21 protein-coding genes and 1 tRNA gene are annotated in these 20110 nt (G+C 33.3%); 7 read left to right on the top strand and 15 right to left on the bottom strand.

Going from position 1 to position 20110, the window contains the following annotated elements; genetic code table 11:
- Nucleotides 1-4: 4 nt before the first annotated feature.
- The 6 genes from APRE_RS03385 to APRE_RS03360 all read right to left on the bottom strand — a co-directional run bounded on the left by APRE_RS03385 (nt 5) and on the right by APRE_RS03360 (nt 5970).
- Entirely contained in the window at nt 5-1063 is a 1059-nt protein-coding gene (locus APRE_RS03385; RefSeq protein ID WP_015777597.1) for a type II secretion system F family protein, read from the bottom strand.
- Nucleotides 1064-1103: 40 nt separating this feature from the next.
- Nucleotides 1104-1664 carry a ribosome recycling factor gene (gene frr, locus APRE_RS03380; RefSeq protein ID WP_015777596.1) on the bottom strand — a complete coding sequence of 187 codons (561 nt, stop codon included), beginning with the start codon at nt 1662-1664 and terminating at the stop codon, nt 1104-1106.
- On the bottom strand, nt 1664-2380 hold the full coding sequence (pyrH, locus tag APRE_RS03375) for a UMP kinase (protein ID WP_015777595.1): 717 nt from the start codon (nt 2378-2380) through the stop codon (nt 1664-1666). The genes frr and pyrH overlap by 1 nt, the downstream gene beginning before the upstream one ends.
- A 76-nt stretch (nt 2381-2456) precedes the next feature.
- Nucleotides 2457-3845, bottom strand: a complete 1389-nt coding sequence (locus APRE_RS03370; RefSeq protein WP_015777594.1) for an MATE family efflux transporter — start codon at nt 3843-3845, stop codon at nt 2457-2459.
- A gap of 134 nt (nt 3846-3979) precedes the next feature.
- A complete protein-coding gene (locus tag APRE_RS03365) occupies nt 3980-5272 on the bottom strand; it encodes a sensor histidine kinase (RefSeq protein ID WP_015777593.1) in 1293 nt (430 codons plus the stop codon).
- 2 nt (nt 5273-5274) lie between these two features.
- Entirely contained in the window at nt 5275-5970 is a 696-nt protein-coding gene (locus APRE_RS03360) for a response regulator transcription factor (RefSeq protein ID WP_015777592.1), read from the bottom strand.
- Nucleotides 5971-6099: 129 nt separating this feature from the next.
- Here APRE_RS03360 and APRE_RS03355 point away from each other — a divergent pair, with 129 nt between their 5' ends.
- The 3 genes from APRE_RS03355 to APRE_RS03345 are packed head-to-tail and all read left to right on the top strand — an operon-like array spanning nt 6100 to nt 8460.
- A complete protein-coding gene (locus APRE_RS03355; RefSeq protein ID WP_015777591.1) occupies nt 6100-6993 on the top strand; it encodes an ABC transporter ATP-binding protein in 894 nt (297 codons plus the stop codon).
- A gap of 1 nt (nt 6994) precedes the next feature.
- Nucleotides 6995-7747, top strand: coding sequence for an ABC transporter permease (locus APRE_RS03350; protein ID WP_015777590.1), 753 nt, complete (start codon nt 6995-6997; stop codon nt 7745-7747).
- An 8-nt stretch (nt 7748-7755) separates the two neighbouring features.
- Nucleotides 7756-8460: an ABC transporter permease gene (locus APRE_RS03345; RefSeq protein WP_015777589.1), complete on the top strand. Its 705-nt coding sequence runs from the start codon at nt 7756-7758 to the stop codon at nt 8458-8460.
- Nucleotides 8461-9009: 549 nt separating this feature from the next.
- Here APRE_RS03345 and APRE_RS03340 read toward each other — a convergent pair.
- From APRE_RS03340 to APRE_RS03310, 7 genes are all read right to left on the bottom strand, one after another.
- Nucleotides 9010-9096: transfer RNA gene (locus APRE_RS03340), tRNA-Leu, on the bottom strand.
- A 27-nt stretch (nt 9097-9123) separates the two neighbouring features.
- A complete protein-coding gene (locus APRE_RS03335; protein WP_015777588.1) occupies nt 9124-9681 on the bottom strand; it encodes a phosphatase PAP2 family protein in 558 nt (185 codons plus the stop codon).
- A complete protein-coding gene (locus APRE_RS03330) occupies nt 9681-11132 on the bottom strand; it encodes a CapA family protein (protein WP_015777587.1) in 1452 nt (483 codons plus the stop codon). The genes APRE_RS03335 and APRE_RS03330 overlap by 1 nt, the downstream gene beginning before the upstream one ends.
- Nucleotides 11133-11293: 161 nt before the next feature.
- Nucleotides 11294-12049, bottom strand: coding sequence for an iron ABC transporter ATP-binding protein (locus APRE_RS03325; RefSeq protein WP_015777586.1), 756 nt, complete (start codon nt 12047-12049; stop codon nt 11294-11296).
- The gene (locus APRE_RS03320) at nt 12046-13047 is read right to left on the bottom strand and encodes an iron chelate uptake ABC transporter family permease subunit (protein ID WP_015777585.1); all 1002 of its coding nucleotides are present in this window, start codon (nt 13045-13047) and stop codon (nt 12046-12048) included. The genes APRE_RS03325 and APRE_RS03320 overlap by 4 nt, the downstream gene beginning before the upstream one ends.
- Entirely contained in the window at nt 13044-14006 is a 963-nt protein-coding gene (locus APRE_RS03315; RefSeq protein WP_015777584.1) for an ABC transporter permease, read from the bottom strand. The genes APRE_RS03320 and APRE_RS03315 overlap by 4 nt, the downstream gene beginning before the upstream one ends.
- Nucleotides 13996-15057: a siderophore ABC transporter substrate-binding protein gene (locus APRE_RS03310; RefSeq protein WP_015777583.1), complete on the bottom strand. Its 1062-nt coding sequence runs from the start codon at nt 15055-15057 to the stop codon at nt 13996-13998. The genes APRE_RS03315 and APRE_RS03310 overlap by 11 nt, the downstream gene beginning before the upstream one ends.
- A 136-nt stretch (nt 15058-15193) precedes the next feature.
- On the opposite strand from APRE_RS03310, the gene APRE_RS03305 reads away from it, so the two are divergent.
- Both APRE_RS03305 and APRE_RS10035 read left to right on the top strand, forming a co-directional pair.
- Nucleotides 15194-16099, top strand: a complete 906-nt coding sequence (locus tag APRE_RS03305) for a diacylglycerol/lipid kinase family protein (RefSeq protein ID WP_015777582.1) — start codon at nt 15194-15196, stop codon at nt 16097-16099.
- Between the two features lie 236 nt (nt 16100-16335).
- The gene (locus APRE_RS10035; RefSeq protein WP_115597386.1) at nt 16336-16548 is read left to right on the top strand and encodes a DUF4256 domain-containing protein; all 213 of its coding nucleotides are present in this window, start codon (nt 16336-16338) and stop codon (nt 16546-16548) included.
- A 133-nt stretch (nt 16549-16681) separates the two neighbouring features.
- On the opposite strand, the gene APRE_RS03300 is transcribed toward APRE_RS10035, so the two are convergent.
- Entirely contained in the window at nt 16682-17029 is a 348-nt protein-coding gene (locus APRE_RS03300; RefSeq protein WP_015777581.1) for a DUF3784 domain-containing protein, read from the bottom strand.
- A 138-nt stretch (nt 17030-17167) separates the two neighbouring features.
- On the opposite strand from APRE_RS03300, the gene APRE_RS10030 reads away from it, so the two are divergent.
- On the top strand, nt 17168-17326 hold the full coding sequence (locus tag APRE_RS10030) for an ATP-binding protein (protein ID WP_081440711.1): 159 nt from the start codon (nt 17168-17170) through the stop codon (nt 17324-17326).
- A gap of 114 nt (nt 17327-17440) precedes the next feature.
- A complete protein-coding gene (locus tag APRE_RS03295) occupies nt 17441-18046 on the top strand; it encodes a transposase (protein ID WP_169302041.1) in 606 nt (201 codons plus the stop codon).
- 164 nt (nt 18047-18210) lie between these two features.
- Here the strand turns inward: APRE_RS03295 and lysS are convergent, their stop codons facing one another.
- On the bottom strand, nt 18211-20106 hold the full coding sequence (lysS, locus tag APRE_RS03290) for a lysine--tRNA ligase (protein WP_015777580.1): 1896 nt from the start codon (nt 20104-20106) through the stop codon (nt 18211-18213).
- Nucleotides 20107-20110 lie beyond the last annotated feature (4 nt).

The raw sequence follows: 20110 nt of genomic DNA, 5'->3' as shown, positions 1-20110 counted from the left end.
CTCCTTAGTATAAGTAATTAACCGAATCAAACATCGGTATTGTAACAGAAAATACGACAAAGCCTACAATAAGGGCCATGATCAAGATCAAAACAGGTTCTGCCATGGTAGATATTTTCTTTAGCCTATATATGTATTCATTGGCAAAGTAATCCGATGTTTTCTTTAAGGCTTCAACTAAATATCCACTATCTTCTCCTACTTCTATCATGGAAATTAAAAGATTTGAAAAAATCCCAGCCCTCTTAAAGGCATAGGATAAGCTTAAACCATCTAGGAGGTCTTTTTGTATAAGGATAAGTTTCTTTTTAATATAAGTATTGGTAAAAGATTCTCTAATTATTCCAATCGAGCTAATTATATCAATCTCTCCTCTACGTAGAATATACAAGAGAGAACTTATTTGATAGTCCATAGAAAGCTTTCTGAATCTTTTAAATGGCAGTAATTTAAAATTATATGTATCGACTTTAAGCCTATATGCTTTGCTATTATATAAGTAGATATAAATAAGGACTAGGGCTAAGATCAATAATAAAACTATAAAGCCATATTCAGAAAAGAAAGCACTAATAGCCAAAAGCATTCTTGTCGATAAGGGAAGGACCATTTCATAAGAAGCAAAACTTTCTGTAAAAGTCGGCATAACTAAGGTCACAATAAGACCTACTACTGTGATTGTAACAAGCATTAGAATGATTGGATATATAAAGGCCTGTTTGATTTGGGATTTATTTTTGCTATCATTTGATAAATAATCAGAGAGTTCTCCCAAAATCTCCGCCATATTTCCTCCCTCATCGCCTGACTTTATAAAGGCTATTAGCATTGGAGTAAAGTATCTACTTTCTCTCTTAAAAGACTCATAGGCATTAAGTCCTGAATTCAAACTGATAAGTATATTCGAAAGGGCCTTAGTAAGCTTTTTATCCATATTTTGATCTTTTATGATGGAAAGACTCTCATCAAGACTTATTCCAGAGCTTAAAAGTAATGAAAATTGTTTAAGAAATAAGGATACTGTCCTAGCAGGTATCCTACCAGGTCCAATATCCTTATTCAAAATTTCGCCTAAACTTTTTAAATTAATCTTATTCAATTTATTATACTGACATCAACTCTTTGTTCTTCTTTGAAGCCAATGCTTCAACATCTTCAATCATCTTGTCAGTAATCTTTTGGATTTCATCTTCAAGAGTGTATCTATCATCTTCTGTGATGTCTCCTGATTTTTCACTCTTTTTAACTTCATCCATGGCTTCTCTTCTCTTATTTCTTATGACAATCTTAGCATCCTCTGCGTAGGTATCTACTTCTTTAGTATATTCTTTTCTTCTTTCCTCTGTCAATTGTGGGAAAGGAAGTCTAATAACTTCACCGTCGTTTTGAGGAGTTATACCAATGTTAGATTTAAGAATAGCCTTCTCAATTGGTCCAATATTTGTCTTATCCCATGGCTTGATTACAAGAAGTCTAGCTTCTGGGATTGATACTGTTGCAGCTTGGTTGATTGGTGTTTCTGTTCCGTAGTATGAGAAAGTTATACCATCTAGGATTGCTTCAGTGGCTCTACCTGCCTTGATATTTGCAATTCTCTTATCGAAAGAATCTAGTGCCTTAGTCATCTCATCTTTTGCTTGTTTTTTTATTTGTTCATAAATCATTAAAAACTCTCCTTTACTATAGTCCCAATTGGGTCTTCTTCTTCAAATATTCTTACTAAATTGCTTGGATCATCTATGCCAAAGACAAACAAAGGCATATCATTATCCATACACAATGATGTAGCAGTTGTATCCATTATCTTTAATTCTTTATGAAGAATTTCCTTATAAGTTAGCTTATCAAATCTTACTGCATCGTGATAGACATTAGGATCTTTATCATAGATACCATCAGTGCCAGTCTTTCCAAGAAGAATCACATCTGCATTTATCTCTAGGGCTCTTAGACTTGCTGTAGTATCTGTTGAGAAATATGGAAGACCAGTACCTGCAGAAAAGATTACAATCCTTCCCTTTTCAAGATGTCTTACCGCTCTTCTTCTAATATAAGGCTCTGCTACTTCCTTCATATCGATTGCAGTCATAAGTCTAGTTTCAAGACCCATCTCTTCTAAGGTTCCTTGGACCCTCAAACCATTCATCACAGTTCCAAGCATACCGATTGTATCAGAGCTTGCCCTGTCGATTTCCTTACCTGACCTTCCTCTCCAGAAGTTGCCACCGCCTACAACAATAGCGATTTGAACTCCAAGCTTAGAAACAGCCTTAATATTTTCACATATGTTTATTATAATATCATCGTCGAAGCCAAAACCCTTATCACCAGCCAAAGCTTCACCACTTAACTTAAGAATAACTCTTTTATAATCTTGCAAAATTTTCCTCCTACTCATATTAATTATAACCTATTGATGTTAACATTTGCAAGAGCAATTTTTTTCTTTCATAAAGCTAGAAAGAACCGCCCTTCCAATCACCCTTAGCATAGATAAAGTGGGCGATAAAAGTAACTAGGACATTTGAAATAGCCATAGCAAGCCAAATTCCAGTAGCCTTGTAGGATGTAAAGTACTTAAAGAAAAACAATAGTGGAATCCTAATCCCCCAAAGTCTTAACAAATCAACAAACATAGAGTACTTGCTGTTTCCTGATCCCTGGAAGAGCCCTTGGTAGATAAAAAACATATTAAGCATTACTAAAGTCAATAAAGTATAAAACATATAGGAATTGGCCTGGATCATAAGTTCTGAATCCTTAGGGGCATCTATAAAAAACGTAAGAATTTCGTATCTATAAATGAAACTTAAGATAGCTATTATTATAGACATGCCAATTACTATAAAAGAAGCCTTCCTAAAAGTTTCCTTGACCCTATCTATATTCCTATTTCCAATATTTTGACCAATAATTCCTGTAATAGCTGAACCAATCCCGCTAGGAGGAATATTTAAAAGACCCGTAATCCTATTTACCATTCCATAAGCTGCGACAGTTTCTGTACCGTATGACTGGATAAAGGCATTTAAAATTATAAAGCCAATCGCAGTTCCCATCTGACCAACTACAGAAGGAGTTGCAATCCTATAAATTCTCTTAAGAATATCCTTCTCCCATTTTATAAAAAATAAGGACTTGTAATTAAGCTTGATATAGTCCTTATTAAGCCTTAAATGAATAAAACCAAAAATCAACATCAAAGCTTGGGTTAGGACAGTGGCTAAAGCAGCCCCCTTAACTCCCATATCAAGTCCTCTAAGACCTATAATAGGGATCTCATCAAAGATGAAGAAAGGATTTAAAATCATATTTAAAACCACACAGGTTGTACTTATCACAGTAGGTATAGTATTTTTTCCTTGGGCAGAAAAAACTGCTGAATAGATAAAATACAAAAATATAAAGGGAATTCCAAAATAGGAATACTTGAGATAAATCACAGAAAAATCGTGAAGTTCTCCATTAGCTCCCATAAGACTTACAATCCCTTCAGCCGTAAAATAACCTAAGATCATAAATATTATAGAAAAGATTAAGGAAATATTAATAAGAGTATCCGTATACTTCTGTGCATTTTTCACATCATCTCTTCCCAAAAGCTGGGAAACTAGAGAAGTCGCTGCAATAGAAAGCCCCATTCCTATCGAGTTAAATAAAAAAATAACTGGCCAAGTAAAGGAAGTAGATGCAAACTCCGCCGTCCCTAGCTTACCAAGCCAGAAAGCATCCGCCAGTGAATACAGTTGTTGGATGAAAAAGTTTAAAATTATAGGTATAGAAATCACAAAGATAGCCTTGTAAATACTACCATGCAAAATCAATTCCCTGCGATCATTCTTCATATAAGCTCCTAAATAAATATTATCTATAATTTTATCATAGATTCTGGAATTCAGGAACTCTTTCAACCGTCTTTATTTAAATTAAGCTCATTATAAAGAATCTATAGATTAAACTTTATATCTTCATCCATACATCACATATATTCAAATGTAAATATTACTCTAAGTCCAGTATTTTCATTTTTTAAATCAAAATTTCCTCCATGTAGCTCAGCTATTTGTTTGGATATAAGAATCCCTAGACCATGTTTAGTAACATTCGTCAAATCTTCCTTATTTATTTTTTCTATTATTTCATCAGATATACCATCGCCCTCATCTATAATTTCAATATTTAATTTGTTTACTGAATTTGAAATTGTAAGAAGAATTTTGCCTTTTGTATATTGGAGGGAATTTTTTATAATATTTTCTAACATCCTATAAAATAAATTGGGGTCCATTTTGATTTTTAAATCTCTATTTTCCAGTTTGTTTTCAAAAATAATCTCTCTATCTGGGTTATCATTTAATTTGTCTATAATAACTTTACGAATCTCTTTTAGGGGGCTTTGTTCACTAAAACTCTCCTTGTCCATATTAGTTAAAGACATGGTAAGATTTAATCCTTCAAGTATATTTGAAATTTTAACTACTTGGTCTTGGATATTTTCGATATCTAAATCAGCCTTGTTTTCCTTACTTATTTCCCGTGAAATTTTAGCCAGCGGAGTCCTAACATCATGACTTAGACCTCGTATCCACTTAGCTTGGGATTTCTTTAGATTAATGAATTTCTCATTTGCTTGATTTATTGAAACCGCCAAATCTTTGAGTTCTCCATCCTCATCCAGCTTTTCGTAGTCCTCTTCATATATATCATCCATCGCTTGCTGGAGAGGAGAGATATTTTTTAAGATGTTTTTAATGTCTATCCTATAAAATATATATACAAACAATAGGAATAGGATTACAAATACTAAAAGTATTTCTAAATTAAAGATCAAATTCTTATAATTATAATAATTAGCTGGGAGTTTATCCAAAGAATTTTTGGGATAGGCGAAAAGAATTAATCCATCTCCTGTAATATAGGTAAAAACAGGATAATCTGCTAAGTAGTATCTAGTAAATCTTGCAACATCAGTAAGCTCAAACTTATCCTTGACCTCTCTCGGTTTATCGAAACTTTCTATGACATGTCCATTTTTATCAAGCCTTATTGACCAAATATTATTTTCTTTCAAAAATTCTTTATTTTTTCTATTCAAGTAAGTATCAGTTTTATTTTCTTCCACAAAAGCGTAAACATCATTTGGATTAGGATATTCCTCTCTTAATTTGTAGTTGAAATAGAGAAATGTCATAAATATAAATACCAGAAAAAACATCAAAGATATTATCCTAATGACAATTTTTTTAAATCTTTTTAATATATAGTTAAACATCTCTACTTCTCTTTTACAAGCTTATAACCAAGTCCCTTTATAGTTATAAGAATCTTTGGCTCTCTTGGATTTTCCTCTAACTTCTCACGCAACCTGTAGATATGAGTTATCAAGGTATTTTCATAGCCGTAAGAGTCCTCCCAAATAGTGTCTAGGATACGATCAATTGAAACTATCATATTTATATTCTCGGCTAAGTAAGATAAAATTTTAAATTGGGTAGCAGTTAAGGATATTTCTTCGCCGTTTTTTTCAAGTACTCCCTTAGCTTTATCAAAAATTACAGTCCCTAAATCTATTTTATCTTCACTTTTAGCTTTTTTACTCCTCCTTAAAACCGCATCAATTCTCCAGAGAAGTTCATCCGGAAAGAAAGGCTTAACTAAGTAATCATCCGCCTTGTTTGCAAAGCCTTCCCTCCTATCGTCTATGCCATCAAGAGCAGATAGAATAATAACCGCCATATCAGAAGTCTGTCTAATTTCCCTTAGTAAATCAAAACCGCTCCCATCTTCTAGCATTAAGTCTAAGACGATTAGATCAATATCATAAGTTTTTAATTTAAATCTTGACTCCTTCAGATTTTTGGCAGTATAGATACTTTTAAAGCCCTTATCTTGTAAAAAATTATATAAATTATCTAATAAGCTTTGTTCATCATCTACTAGCAAGATAGAAAAATCGCTTCTAAAATCCATTTCATTTCCCCCTCATTAGCCTCATTATACATCAGTATTTTAATTTCTTCGTGTTTGTGATGTAAAAGTGATATTACTTGAATATTATTTTAATCTAAATTTGCTATTCTATTTTTAGGAGGAATCATTATGAATAAAATACTTGAAGTAAATAACTTGAAAAAATCATATAACAATAAAACCGTATTAGATATTAAGTCTTTAGAGATTGAAGAGAAAACTATATATGGTCTAATAGGAAAAAACGGAGCTGGTAAATCAACCCTGATGAAACTTATCCTAGGTCTTGTTAAAAAAGACGAAGGAAGAATCAAAGTCTTTGGCAAGGAAATAAACTCCAAAAATCAAAAGACTTTTAACCAAAATTTTGGTGCTCTAATCGAAAGTCCTTCCTTTTATGACCACCTATCAGGCTACGAAAATCTAGAAATAGTATGTCAACTAAAGGGTGTGAATAAGGAAGATATTAGAAAAACCTTGGACCTGGTCGGTCTTAATAATGTTGGTAATAAAAAAGCTAGAGACTATTCCTTGGGCATGAAGCAAAGACTTGGTATAGCCATAGCACTTATTGGCAGTCCCAAACTTTTGATACTTGATGAACCAATAAACGGCTTAGATCCACAAGGAATTGAGGAGATGAGAAATCTATTTAAAAATATAGTAAAAAATACTACTACAAGTATTTTAATATCTTCACATATCCTAGATGAAATAGAAAAAATCTCTACCCACATAGGAATACTTAGAGAGGGAAACTTAGTCTACAATGGAAGCTTGGAAGAATACAGGAGACTTCATCCACCTTTTATATCCTTACGCACATCAGACAACAATAAGGCCCTAGAACTTTTAGATCTTGACCAATCAAGTATTAAGGGCAAAAAAATAATTCTTGGCAAGAAAACAAATCCTGAGATTGCAAGTATTGTAAACTTCCTTCATGGCAAAGTAGATATATACAGGATAGAGGAAGAAAGAGAAAGTCTCGAAAAACTATTTATCGAAGAAAGCAGGTCCTAGTATGAAAAACTTAGAAAGAAAAAAATACAAGAGACTAAAAATAAACTTGCTAATATTAATAGTTTTTTTAATCCAAACGCTAATGATAGTAGGCTTTAGCAATTCCAAGTCCTTTGCCGCAAGTAAGTATCCACTTTCCTATATCCTGGATACCTATCTATTTATATCACTGCTAATGAACCCTATACTAATATCATCTCTTGTGAAAAAAGTAATTGAAATTGAAGAGAAAAACAAAATGTGGCAGATGCAAATCATGCTTGGAGGAAAGGTAAATACAATTCTTATCAATAAGTTTAAAAATTTATCTATAAAACTAGTCTTCCTTCAGCTAATGGAAGCTTTTGTTTTTATCTTAGCTGCAAGAAAAGGAATCAACTTTAGTCTGGGTAAGGAAGTTTTGATAAGATTTTTAGTATTTAACCTATCAGTTATAGTAATCAACTTATTTTTTCTTGCAATCTTTATGATAATAGAAATGAAGGTAAAGAAAGTCTATGCCCTATCTTTTATTTCTATAGTAGGAGGACTTACTGGCGTAATAACCATGCTTACATCACAGGTTTTGGCTTATATCAATCCCTTTGCATGGATGGCAAGCCTATTAAATATTTCTTATGTAAATGAGGGAGGAAGATTTATTCAAATATTAAATCCTATCAATCCCTATACCCTTATTATTGCTTTTACCTTACTGATCCTAAGCCTTGTTTATTTAAAATCAATGACAGCTTACAACTTATACAAAGACTAGGAGGAAAAATGTTAAAATTAGAATTGAAGAAAATAAAGTTTATAAATATTTTACTAGTAAGCTTGATAATTCCCTTACTGGCAAATGCATTTGGTCTTATAAACTATATGGGAAACAGAATGACCTTGACAAATGAATGGCAAAGTTTGCGGACTCAAGTTAGTCTTTTTTACTTTACTTTTTTCTATATACCGCTAATTGCAATTATAATAGCAAGCTTGTGGTCAGTGGAGCATAAGGCTGGACTTAAGTTTATAAGACTAAGCCCAAAGAAAAATATATCCTTTATAATAAGCAAAATAATCCTAGCTTTTATTATAATTAGCCTGTGTCAAATATATTTCCTAGCTCTTTTCTATCTAGCTGGGAAATTTATAGGAGGATTTGCCTCAATTAATTTTTCTATATATTTTTATTATATAGCTATGAGTATACTATTAGCCCTTCCCATTATTGTCATATTTGGAGCCTTAGCTATAAGGATAAAATCTTTTGGGATAATAGTCTTCTTATCTAGTATCTTTACTATAATAGCTTTTGGAACAGCTTATAAGTCACTTAAAATAATAGGATTAAGCTTTTTAGCAATTGAATCCAACAACTTTAGATTTATAAATCCACACGATCTTCTAACACTGCTTATATTTGCTCTGGGAGAAGTAGGATTATTTTTATATCTTTCAAATAGATTTTTAAAATTTGAATACAAATAAGTAAAAGGGGCTGGCGGATAGTTAATATTATCTGCCAAAGCCCCTTTTTAGGAATCTAGATCACTAACTCTATTTCAAATACATATTATTAATTTCAGCTAGTAAAATTATTATATTGTCTACATCTTAAACTCTTAGCTTAAAAACTTTAGCTATCTGATCGTAGTTTATTTATTCTTTCTGTCTTAGTAATCTTTCCTATAATTAAATAACACATCTAAAAATTGCTAGTGTGCTTAATCTAACATTTCATTTTTTTTATTTCACTTTCATTTATTCCATTAACGATAGCTTTTTTTCTATAGTCAATATCGCAATTTCTTCTTCATTATCATAAGAAGCATAACTAGGGGTATAAGTTTCTACATAGCCTTTTAAAAGCTCACTGTCATAAAATGTAATTTTAATATTTTTATTAAAAGTAAGGGACTTGATGAATTTATCTCCAAAGAGCTTAAAAATCCCAACAAAAAAAGATATTGCTAACTCCTAGGTGAAATTTAATAATCCCTCACCAAAAGTTCCAATATCATAATTTAATAAAAGTAATGGTGCCGGTGGTGGGACTCGAACCCACACGCCCTGGTGGACAACAGAGTTTGAGTCTGTCTCGTCTGCCAATTCCAACACACCGGCTTAAGTACCTATACATTATACCATCCATTACTGTCTTTGTAAATTAAATTTTTTCTTAAACTTCCCATAGCTAGGGCTTTGGTATATTTTGATTGATCCTAGTCCTAAAAGTATGCCTATTATCGCTCCTACAAGAACATCTGTTGGATAATGTACGTAGAGATATAATCTTGAGAAGGCTATTAGGACAGCCATTATTCCTACATAGTATTTTACAGGCTTTGATTTTGCAAGAAGAATTATAACCGTAGCAAAGGATGCCGCATAGGAAGTGTGGCCTGAAGGGAAGGAATTATCTGATAAGTGGTTTATCAATAAATCAGTAAATCCTACCGCTTCATATGGCCTTACTCTTCCAACTGATATTTTAAGTATTATATTTACAATTATTAGATTTAAGAAAAATGATATTAATATGATTTCTCCAATCTTTTTGTATCTTTTTGTTGTCATAAATATCAGAATCATACTAAACCAAAGTATAGACATATTACCTAGAGAAGTTATAGTTAGGAAGAAATTATCCAAACTTTCACTTCTCATGTTCTGTATAGCATTTAGGATTCCTATTTCATATGTTCCCATTAGTTCACCTCAGTTTTTGCCGTCTTCATTGTCATATCGTAGGCTTGTTGTATTCTTGCTCTTTGATTATCATCTACTAAATCATACTTGTCTCCACCTTCTAGGAAATCTTCACATAGATAGGTCTTGATGCTTGCGCCGTAATCATCGTAGTTTGTTCCTACCCAAAGTGGGTGAAGTTTTATATCACTAATCTTTTTGTTGCCAGTTTTTTCGTTCTTGTTAAGGCTTAGCTCAATGCTAAGGGATTGCTCACACCTTATATCTCCACTTACCTCGAGAGATTGTTGAGATATGAAATTCCCCAAGGCGTAGGCTATAAGACCTTCTTTCCCATCTTCATTCTTATAAATCTCAACAGGTTGAACTACGTGTGGATGGTTACCTATCACAAGATCTGCTCCCCAATCGATCATATTATGAGCAAGTTCTACCGTACTTTCTTGAGGATAAGACTGATATTCTATCTCCCAGTGAGGATAAACTATGATAAAGTCCGCCCCATTTGCCTTGGCTTCTTCTATATCAGATTTGATATTTTCCTCGTGTAGATAGTTTAGGGAATCTACTTCTTCTCTTAAGTTTAGGAGGTCTTCCTTACCATTAGCTCCATAAGTGTAGGCGAGAATTGCAATCTTCATCCCATTTATTTCTTTATAAAGAATCTTATCACTTTCTTTTTCCTTGCTTCCTACATAGTCAAGGCCTGCTTCCTTGGCAGCCGCGATTGTTGTCTGAACTCCTTCTTCGTCTGTATCCAATGAGTGGTTGTTTGCAGTAGTAACCACATCAAAACCAGCATCCTTTATATTTTTAAGATAAACTGGCGGAGCATTAAAGGCAGGAAAACCAGCGTATTCTCTATTTGGATTAGAGGTTGTCTCGTAGTTTGTGATAGATAAATCACTATCCTTGACAAAATCTGAAATATAAGCAAACTGATTGGAAAAATCGTAGTTTCCTCCCCCATAAGCGTAAGCATATTGGATTTGACCAAGGTGGGCCATGGTATCTCCAAAAAACTTTAGCTTAACTTTTGCATAGTCCTCTTCTTTGTCCTCTTCCTTATCTTTATGCTTTTGATCAATATTCTTTTGTTTATGTTTTTTATTATCTACATCTTTAGACTTTCTAGCTATAGACGCTTCCTTATATGATTCTAGGTCTTTTTCTCTTTCCTTCTCCCTCTTGCTATCATTTTCCTTTTCTTTTGCAAGAGTCATCTCCCATTTAGCCTTGGCATCTTCCCTATCGCTTTGTTTACCTTTTACCGCTTCTTTCTTACTAGAATCATCACTTGAAGGCTCTATATTACCTTTATCTAGATTATCTATAAGGTCTCCCGTGCTTTTTGCACTTTCTTCTACATTTTTATTAGCACTAGTACCACAAGCGGTTAGGCTTGTCATAAGTAATATGCATGTCAAAATATTAATTATTTTCTTTCTCATTAAATCACTCCCTTCTTATTACTTTAACACTTTTATAATATATTTCATCTAAAATATTATGTGTCGATATTTAAAATATAAAGTATTCTATAAGCACTAGTGATTTATTCGATATTTTGACAAACTCCTTATCCTATAAAGAAAAAATCCACCCCAGTGGATTAATTATAAATAGCGACTTTCCCAGAGGAAGTATCTAGAATTTCTATTTCTGTTTCAAATATCTCTGATAGGATTTTAGGGTCCATCATTTCCTCTACTGACCCAGATTTTACTAACTTACCATCTTTCATGGCAAATATTTTATCAGAATACCTGGCAGCAAAGTTTATATCATGGATTACAAGAATTATCGTCCTAGAAAGTTTGTCACACACATTTCGAAGGTGCTTCATCATGCTCACAGACCTTGCTACATCGAGATTGTTAAGGGGTTCATCTAAGAGGACATAGTCCGTTTCTTGAGCTAGGACCATAGCAACATAAGCCCTTTGCCTCTGGCCACCAGATAGTTCATTGAGATATCTATCTTCTAAGCCGCCTAAGTCCAAGAATTCAATATATTTTTCCATAATCTCGTAATCTTCAGTGCTAAGTCTGCCCTTGCTATAAGGAAACCTTCCAAAGGAGATCAATTGTCTTACAGTTATTCTTGCCATGAAATTATTTTCTTGGCGTAAAGTGGAAATTATCCTAGACAAGGTATCATCAGAAGTTTCATTAACATTATAATTACCAACGATAATTTCACCCTCATCTATGCCTAAAAGCCTTCCTATCATTAGAAGGGTCGTAGACTTACCCGCTCCATTGGGTCCTATTATTGAATTAATCCCCTTATTTGCTATAGAAAAGTTAAGAGGACCAATTTCTGTTTCTGTTGAATATTTTTTAATTACATTATCTAGTTTTATCATAAATCTTTGTTCTTGAATAAAAGCATCAAGAAGCTAATTCCTCCAATCATTTCTATTAATATTGATACAACTCCATTGGCATGGAAGATGTGATTCATAAGGAAATAAGAGCCTGTTAGAATCAGATAAGCCAGTAAAAACGCTACTATTAGTAGGTACTTGTGATCGTAGCTTTTGACTAATTGATAGGATAAAGTCGCTACCAAGAAGCCAAAAAATGTCATAGGCCCAACAAGGGCGGTCGATACGGACATAAGGATCGATACACAAACAAGGATTTTAATACTTTCTTTCTTGTAATTAATGCCTAGGTTGATAGAAACATCTTTTCCTAAGGCAAGGATATTTAGTTTCTTGCTACTTAAAAAGATAATACAAGCTATTAGACCTACAAGGGCAATTGATATTCCAAAGTAATCTGCCCTAGCATTATTCACTGAAGCAAACAAACTCGCTTGTAGAACGTCAAATTCAGATGGTGACAGAATCCTTCGCATAAAGGCAGAAATTGACCTAAGCCCCTGTCCCATGACCACGCCTACTAAAAGAACTAAGTCTATACTTGCATTTTTCATATTAAGTATCCCGTAAAAAAGCAAAAGACAAACAAGGACCATGATTAGTATCTGACCCATATAGAAATATATGCCGGATATGGATATAAAAGCACTAAGGCCCAGAAAATACATTAGGCTTGTATTAATTGTAGCATAGATTGCCTCAAATCCTAGAAGTGATGGTGTGATTATCTTATTTGAAGTAACCGTCTGAAATGAGACAGTCCCAAATGCCTGGCAGACAGCTGCTATAGCCATTGCTATAAGGGCATTTTGCCTCCTTTTGATTACTGGCAAGAATGATGGCGAGCTAAGAGGAACTGGATTATTGTAAACAAGTAGGCCGTAAGTAAAAAGAAGAGCAAAGATTAATAGGCCAAGACATAGGACATAATAAGAATATCTGTCTTTTTTACTTCTGAAAGAATTATCAAAGTTCATCCTATCCTCCTTGTTCTAAGTAATAGTCCTATAAAAAATACCGATCCAAAGCTTCCTAATATTAATGAAACAGGGACTTCAAAGGGAGCAATTATAGTTCTAGAGATAATATCTGCTAGTAAAATTATTCCCATAGAGATAAGCCCAGTCCAAGGTAGATTTTCCCTAAGATTATCTCCCTTAACAAGGCTTACTAGGTTTGGAACTATAAGTCCAAGGAAGGGAACCTTGCCTATAACTGCCGCCACAATTCCAACCGCTATTGATACTAGAAAGTTCGCTATAAGAATAATCCTTTTGTAATTTAGTCCAATATTTTTAGAGAAATCTTCACCTAAAGCTGCCATAGTAAGTCTATCCGCATAAAAAAATATCGCAATGGATATTGCAATTATTAGGAAAAGAAATTCATACCTTCCCTTTTGCACTCCAGCAAAGGAACCCTGGAACCATATTTCAAGGACCTGCATCATATCAAACTCTATAGAAATAAAAGTAGTAAATGCGCTTACAACTCCAGCCAACATGATTCCTAGAATAGGCACATAGAGAGAAGATTTTAGTTTAATCTTTCTAATTATTAGGAAAAATATCATAGATCCAATGAAGGAGAAGATAATTGCTCCTAGCATCCTTTGAACCATAGTTGGTGAAGGAATCAGAATATAGACTAAAATTAGCCCCAATGAAGCCCACTCTATAGTACCAGTTGTAGTAGGCTCGACCATCCTATTTTGACTTATAAGTTGCATGACAAGTCCAGAAGTAGAAAGGGCAAGACCCGTAAGCATCAGAGCAAGAGTTCTCGGTATCCTTGTTATAAATACCATATCTAAGCCATCTTCCTGACTCATAATACTATAAGCTCCTGTCATGATTGATACTATAGCAAGCCCTAGGACAATAAGACTTGCTATAATAAAATCTTTCTTAAGGACAATATTACTCCTACTTTTCACTTTGGAATAGATCCTTTAGACCTTCAAATATTTTTGTATATGTTTGGATTGATTCGTTTGTGTAGGTATCATCTGGTGCATAATAGATCCTGTTATTTTTTATCGTATCGAGTCCTTGGAGGGCTGGTGAATTATTAATAACATCCTTGGCAGGAGTTGATGTTTCAGCATCACTTGTAGCTTGGTCCCTATCTAGGACAAATAGATAATGAGGATTGGATTCTGCGATTGCTTCTACAGAAATGTCATCACCCTTATGGTCTGAAGATGAATTTTCAATCTCAAGAGATGGCTTAAGCCCAAGTACTTCATAAAGTGGACCCCATACCCTGCCTGATTTTGGTGCAGCATAGCCAATATCCCCACCAGATACTATAAGACTCATAACACTTTGTCCATCATAGGCTTCTTTGGCTTCCTTAATTGACTTATCAAGCTTGTCAACAAGTTCTTGGGCCTTATCTTCTTTTTCAAATATTTGTCCTAGGGCAAGAGTCGATTCCTTAAAACCATTTATTAAATTTTCCCCACTGTGTTCACTCTTCTCACTAACATCATAGGAAAAATCTACTATGGTTGCATTTGGGAGAAGTTCCTTGATTTGATCATAATATTTAGCAAATCTTTGACCTACTATAACAAAATCTGGGTCTGCTGCGGCAAGTAACTCAAGATTTGGTTCTCTATGATTACCAATATTTTCTACAGAATCGTCACTTACATAAGGGGAAGTCTTTGCCATAACATCTTTTGGTGCTGCAAGAAGTTTTACCCCAAAATCACTCAAAGTTTCGAAAGTTCTGTTATCAAGGGCAACTACCCTCTTTGGGTTTTTCTTAACTTCAACCTCACCATGGATATCCTTAATCTTTACAGTATCAGAACTTTCTTTAGCTTCTTCATTTTTGCTTTCTTCCATATTAGAGGATTCCTCTGTTTGAATAGCTTCCTTATTCTCGTCTGCCTTTGGCGCTTCTTCACCTGAATTTCCACATCCTGTAAGTACTAGGGATGCTACTAGCATTGCCCTCAATAATTTATTTTTGTTCATATTTTCTCCTTATTGATAATAATAATCATTATATTATCATAGGTGAAATTTAAAGTCAACATATTTTTATAAGATCAGAGAAATTTAGCATGCTTTAAATAATTATTAATCTTAGTATAGTTATAATGGTGAATTTATGAAGAAAATATTATTTATAATCAGCTCCAAAGCTGGTAAGACTGAGTTTGATGTTAATAAAAATGAGCTCCTAGCTTTACAGAAAAAAGCTCCTGGTGATAGTGTAATAGAAGTAATAGAGACAAAGTACAAGGGTCATATTGATGAGATTATTGAAGACTTTGCCAAAGAAGATAATTTTGAAAAATACGCCATAATCTGTGGCGGAGATGGCTCTCTTAATGAGCTTGCAAATACAGCTTATGGTAAAGATATATCTATCGGCCTAATACCAACCGGTACAGGCAATGATTTTGCTAAAAACTTCGATTACAAAAACTTTAAACTAGAAAAAATCTTTTCTTATTACACAAGTCCTATAGATTTAATCCAAATTAATGACAAGCTTTGTATAAATGTAACAAGCCTTGGATTTGACACTCAAGTCTTAAAGGAGGCTTACAAGTTTTTAGAAAAAAATCCAAAGCTTGGAAAAAAGGCCTATATAAAAGCAGTTATATCTTCACTTAGAAATATAGGTTATGAGAATCTTAAGATCAAAATACTAATGGAAAATGGAGAAAGTAAGGAAATCGAAGGTGAGTTTCTAATAAGTGCAATCTGTAACGGAGCCTACTACGGATCAGGCTTTAACCCAGCTCCAGAAGCGAGTCTTAATGATGGATTAGTAAACCTAATCACAGCAGAGAAGATCCCCTTCTATAAGCTTCCCTTTATGATTCTAAAATACAAAAAAGGCAAGCACAGGACTAGCCCTCAGCTCAATGAGTATAAAATAAGTTGTGGACAAATCTCCTCTGATAAGGCCTTTCTTGCTAATATAGATGGAGAAATATTTACTACTAATCAAATAAATTTTAAGCTATTTCCTTCTGCCATATCGTGGATTTACTTTAAAGATTAGGCTAATATATACAAATATCTAATGCTATTCAAAAATTATAAAAATGATATCTAATGGAGAAAGCTTACAATAATTTTATAGATAAATTGGAGAAAAGATTCAAAGACCTAATAGAAAACAACTAAAAGTCGAATGAGATACTACTAAAGGCAAAGTACTTGCTGATAAAAGTCTATATAATTTCTAATTTCTTAGGAAGAAACTGGAGGTAAGCCAGATCTCGTAGACCATGATATATTCAGATTCCTAGTATACGCCATCTATCAGAAAATTCTCTTAAAGGCCGAACATCATTATGCAATGATAATACAGCGAGGTTTAATAGAAGAAATAATCCACCAAATTCTTCTGTAGAGGAAGAGATAAAGGCTATGGGAGTAAAACTTATTGATGGGGACCAATACTATACCCTTAGCAATATCGATATTTTCGATACGAAATCAACTTAATTTTGAACTATGTTTTTATTAAAATACTGATCTCCTTAAGTTAGTTTTTTGATCTAACTTTTGGAGGTCAGTTCATTTTCCTTACTCGAATCAGGAGGTTTCTATACACAAAATGTTTGAAAGCTTATAGTCATTATTTTCTTACAGAATAATTAACAACAACAATTCCTAAAATCGTAATTATTCCAAACAACCCCCATGCTCCCATAAGAATATCATTATAAAGCTTAATATTCTTAACAAAAAAACTAGACAAAAAGGCAATAACTAAAGGTATACTCATTATAAAAGTCATTTTTTTGACTTTAGATAAATATCCTTTTCTTATTAGCTCTTCTTTCTTGTCTTCTTCCATAGTATTAAATCCTGCTATAATATTTCCATTTGTCTTATCTATCATATATGAAGAAAATAATGTTAAAATAATCGGTATCAATAAAACTATTTTAACAGTAATATCTTTGGGATCCGCTAAATTCATATGTAAATCACTCTCCTTCAAAAGTCAAAATATTATTTCCGTTTAAAATAGAAAATATTATCATATACTCATTATACTACTTAGGTTTTAAATCAGTAAGTATCTTTCTTATACTATTATTCTTTTTGATATTCTCAAATTAACCTTTTATCATCTAGAAATGATAAGGGCTCGATAATTTTAACAACTAATCTAAACTTTGAAAGATGGGAGGAGTTTTTTAAAGATCCTATGTTAACTGGGACAATAGTAGATAGACTTGCCCATAGGGCCCATATTATGGATATGTCTAGGTAAAATAGTTATATGATGGAAGGAAGATACAATAGAGTGGTCAAAAAATATGTGAAATATATGTAAGACGCTTTTCACCTAGGTGAAAGATACATGTGGTCAATTTTTTTACTATATGTGGACTACTTTTCGATAATAACTGTGGACAATTTTGGGGTTGACCTTTACAGGAACTATGTTAATGCAGAAATTGTCATTAATGGGTTTCATATTGTAAAGCTTTTTACAAACTCTTTTAACCATACGAGGATTGATACAATGAAGGATTTTTCCACTTGCAATCTTAAATACAAAACACTTAATAAATATTGGAAACATTTTTTAAAGCTATACAAACTTCTTGATCCTATTCATTTTTTTAAGCGTATTCATTTCCCTGGTAAGTTTGTTTCTAATGAAGATATTGTTGATATTAGTCTTGATGTTGATAACACTTTAAAAGATACATACGACTGTTACCAATGCCTGAGGGAAGATATTGAGAAAAGGAACTTTGAATTGTTTACATTTCATTTGAGTTATTTTAAAGATAAAGTTAGCGATAGAATGAAAACATCAATAGATACTTGTTATTATTACCTAGATTTTATCAAGAACTCATTTATTTATGATTATTCTAATGGACCAATTGAGGGTGTTAACAATTTTATTAAGGTATTAAAGAGGATAGCTTTTGGCTACAGGAATTTTACTAATTTTAGAACAAGAATATTTATCACTTGAAATTTATTAGAAAACTAAAATTCAGGGATAGAAATTTCTATCCCTGATATATAATTTGGTTGATTTTTATTTACCAACACGATTTGACAAAGACCTCCTAAAGTTAGTCTTTAAGTCTAGCTGTTAGGGGTCAGTTCTTTTTCCATAGTCTTTATCTTAAATATTTAGTATAATTTTGCTCCAGCAGGTATTCTATTTGATAGTATGATTAGGTTTAGTTTTTCTTCGCCTTCTTCTTTGTGGATTGCTGATAGTAGCATTCCTTGGCTTTCTACTCCCATCATCTTTCTTGCAGGTAGGTTTACTATAGCAAGTAGGGTTCTTCCTATTAGGTCCTCTGGGTTATAGTAGGCCTTTATTCCTGATAGGATTGTTCTATCCTCACCAGTTCCATCATCTAGAGTAAATTGTAAAAGCTTCTTGCTCTTTGGTACTTCTACACAATCTTTAACCTTAACAGCTCTGAAGTCTGACTTGCTAAAGGTATCAAAGTCTACATCTTCATAGATATCTTCGATTTGTACTTTAGAAAAGTCAATTTCTACATCTTCTTGGTCAATTGAATCGATCTTTTGTTTATCATTTTCTTCCTTTTCAAGGCCTATTGGCTTCATTGTTGGGAAGAGTAATACGTCTCTTATAGAGTGTTGGCCTGTTAGGATCATGATTAGTCTATCGATTCCTATACCAAGTCCGCCTGTTGGAGGCATTCCTATTTCTAGGGCATTTACGAAGTCGTAGTCCATCATTTGTGCTTCGTCATCGCCTGCTTCTCTTTTAGCAACTTGATCAAGGAATCTTTGTTTTTGATCTAGGGCATCGTTTAGCTCTGAGAAGGCGTTAGCTATTTCTGCACCGTTGATGAAGGCTTCGAATCTATATGTTAGGGAAGGATCATCGTTCTTTCTTTTTGCAAGTGGTGAAATTTCTACTGGATAGTCAACGATAAATGTTGGTTGGATAAGTTTATCTTCAACAAATTCATCAAAGAATTCTGCTATAATCTCGCCTCTTGTTTCCTTTACTTCTACTCCCTTTTCTTTAGCAATAGCGATTGCTTCTTCATCAGTTTTGATTTCATTAAAGTCTACACCAGAGTGCTCTTTAACTGCATCTATCATTGAGATTCTCTTCCAAGGAGCCTTTAGTTCAATCTCGTTGCCATCAAATTCTACAACTGTTGTTCCCTTTACTTTGTTTGCAACATGTTCTACCATATTTTCTGTGATTTCCATCATGTCTTCGAAATCTCCATAGGCTTGGTAGAGTTCCATTGTTGTAAATTCAGGGTTGTGAGTTGCATCCATTCCTTCATTTCTGAACATTCTTCCGATTTCATAAACTCTGTCAAATCCACCTACGATTAATCTCTTAAGATATAGCTCTGATGCAATTCTTAGGTACATACCTATGTTTAGAGAATTATGATGAGTTGTAAATGGACGAGCTGTAGCTCCTCCTGCTATTGTGTTTAGGATTGGAGTTTCAACTTCTAGGAAGCCTTGACCGTCTAGGAATCTCCTGATTTCTGATATGATTTGACTTCTTTGAACGAATACGCTTTTTACTTCTGGATTTACTATAAGGTCTAAGTATCTTTGTCTATATCTTAGGTCAGGGTCCTTTAGTCCATGCCATTTTTCAGGAAGCATTTGAAGAGATTTGGTCATTAGTAGTGGAGTTTCAGTCTCAATTGAGATTTCTCCTTGATTTGTCTTAAATACTTTTCCTTCTATACCTACGATATCGCCTATATCGTATTTTTTAACTTGTTTGAACTCATCGCCAATAACATTTTTACGGTTTACTATTTGGATTTGACCTTCTTCGTCTTGGATGTCCATGAAACTCATGTTTCCATGTCCACGTTTGGCCATAATTCTTCCGGCAATTCTTACTTTTTCGCCATCATATTTTTCGAAGTTATCTTTGATAAGGCTTGAAGCAATTCTACCCTTAAAGTTTACGACCTTGTGAGGGTCTCTTCCTTCTTTCTTAAGGTCTTCCAGCTTGTCTCTTTTAATTTGTAGCATTTCATTTAAATCTTTGTTATCAGCCATGTTT

The sequence above is a fragment of the Anaerococcus prevotii DSM 20548 genome, from assembly GCF_000024105.1.
Taxonomy (GTDB): domain Bacteria; phylum Bacillota; class Clostridia; order Tissierellales; family Peptoniphilaceae; genus Anaerococcus; species Anaerococcus prevotii.
The sequence above is the reverse complement of the archived record's forward strand: the minus strand, read 5'-3'. Positions and strand labels throughout refer to the sequence as shown.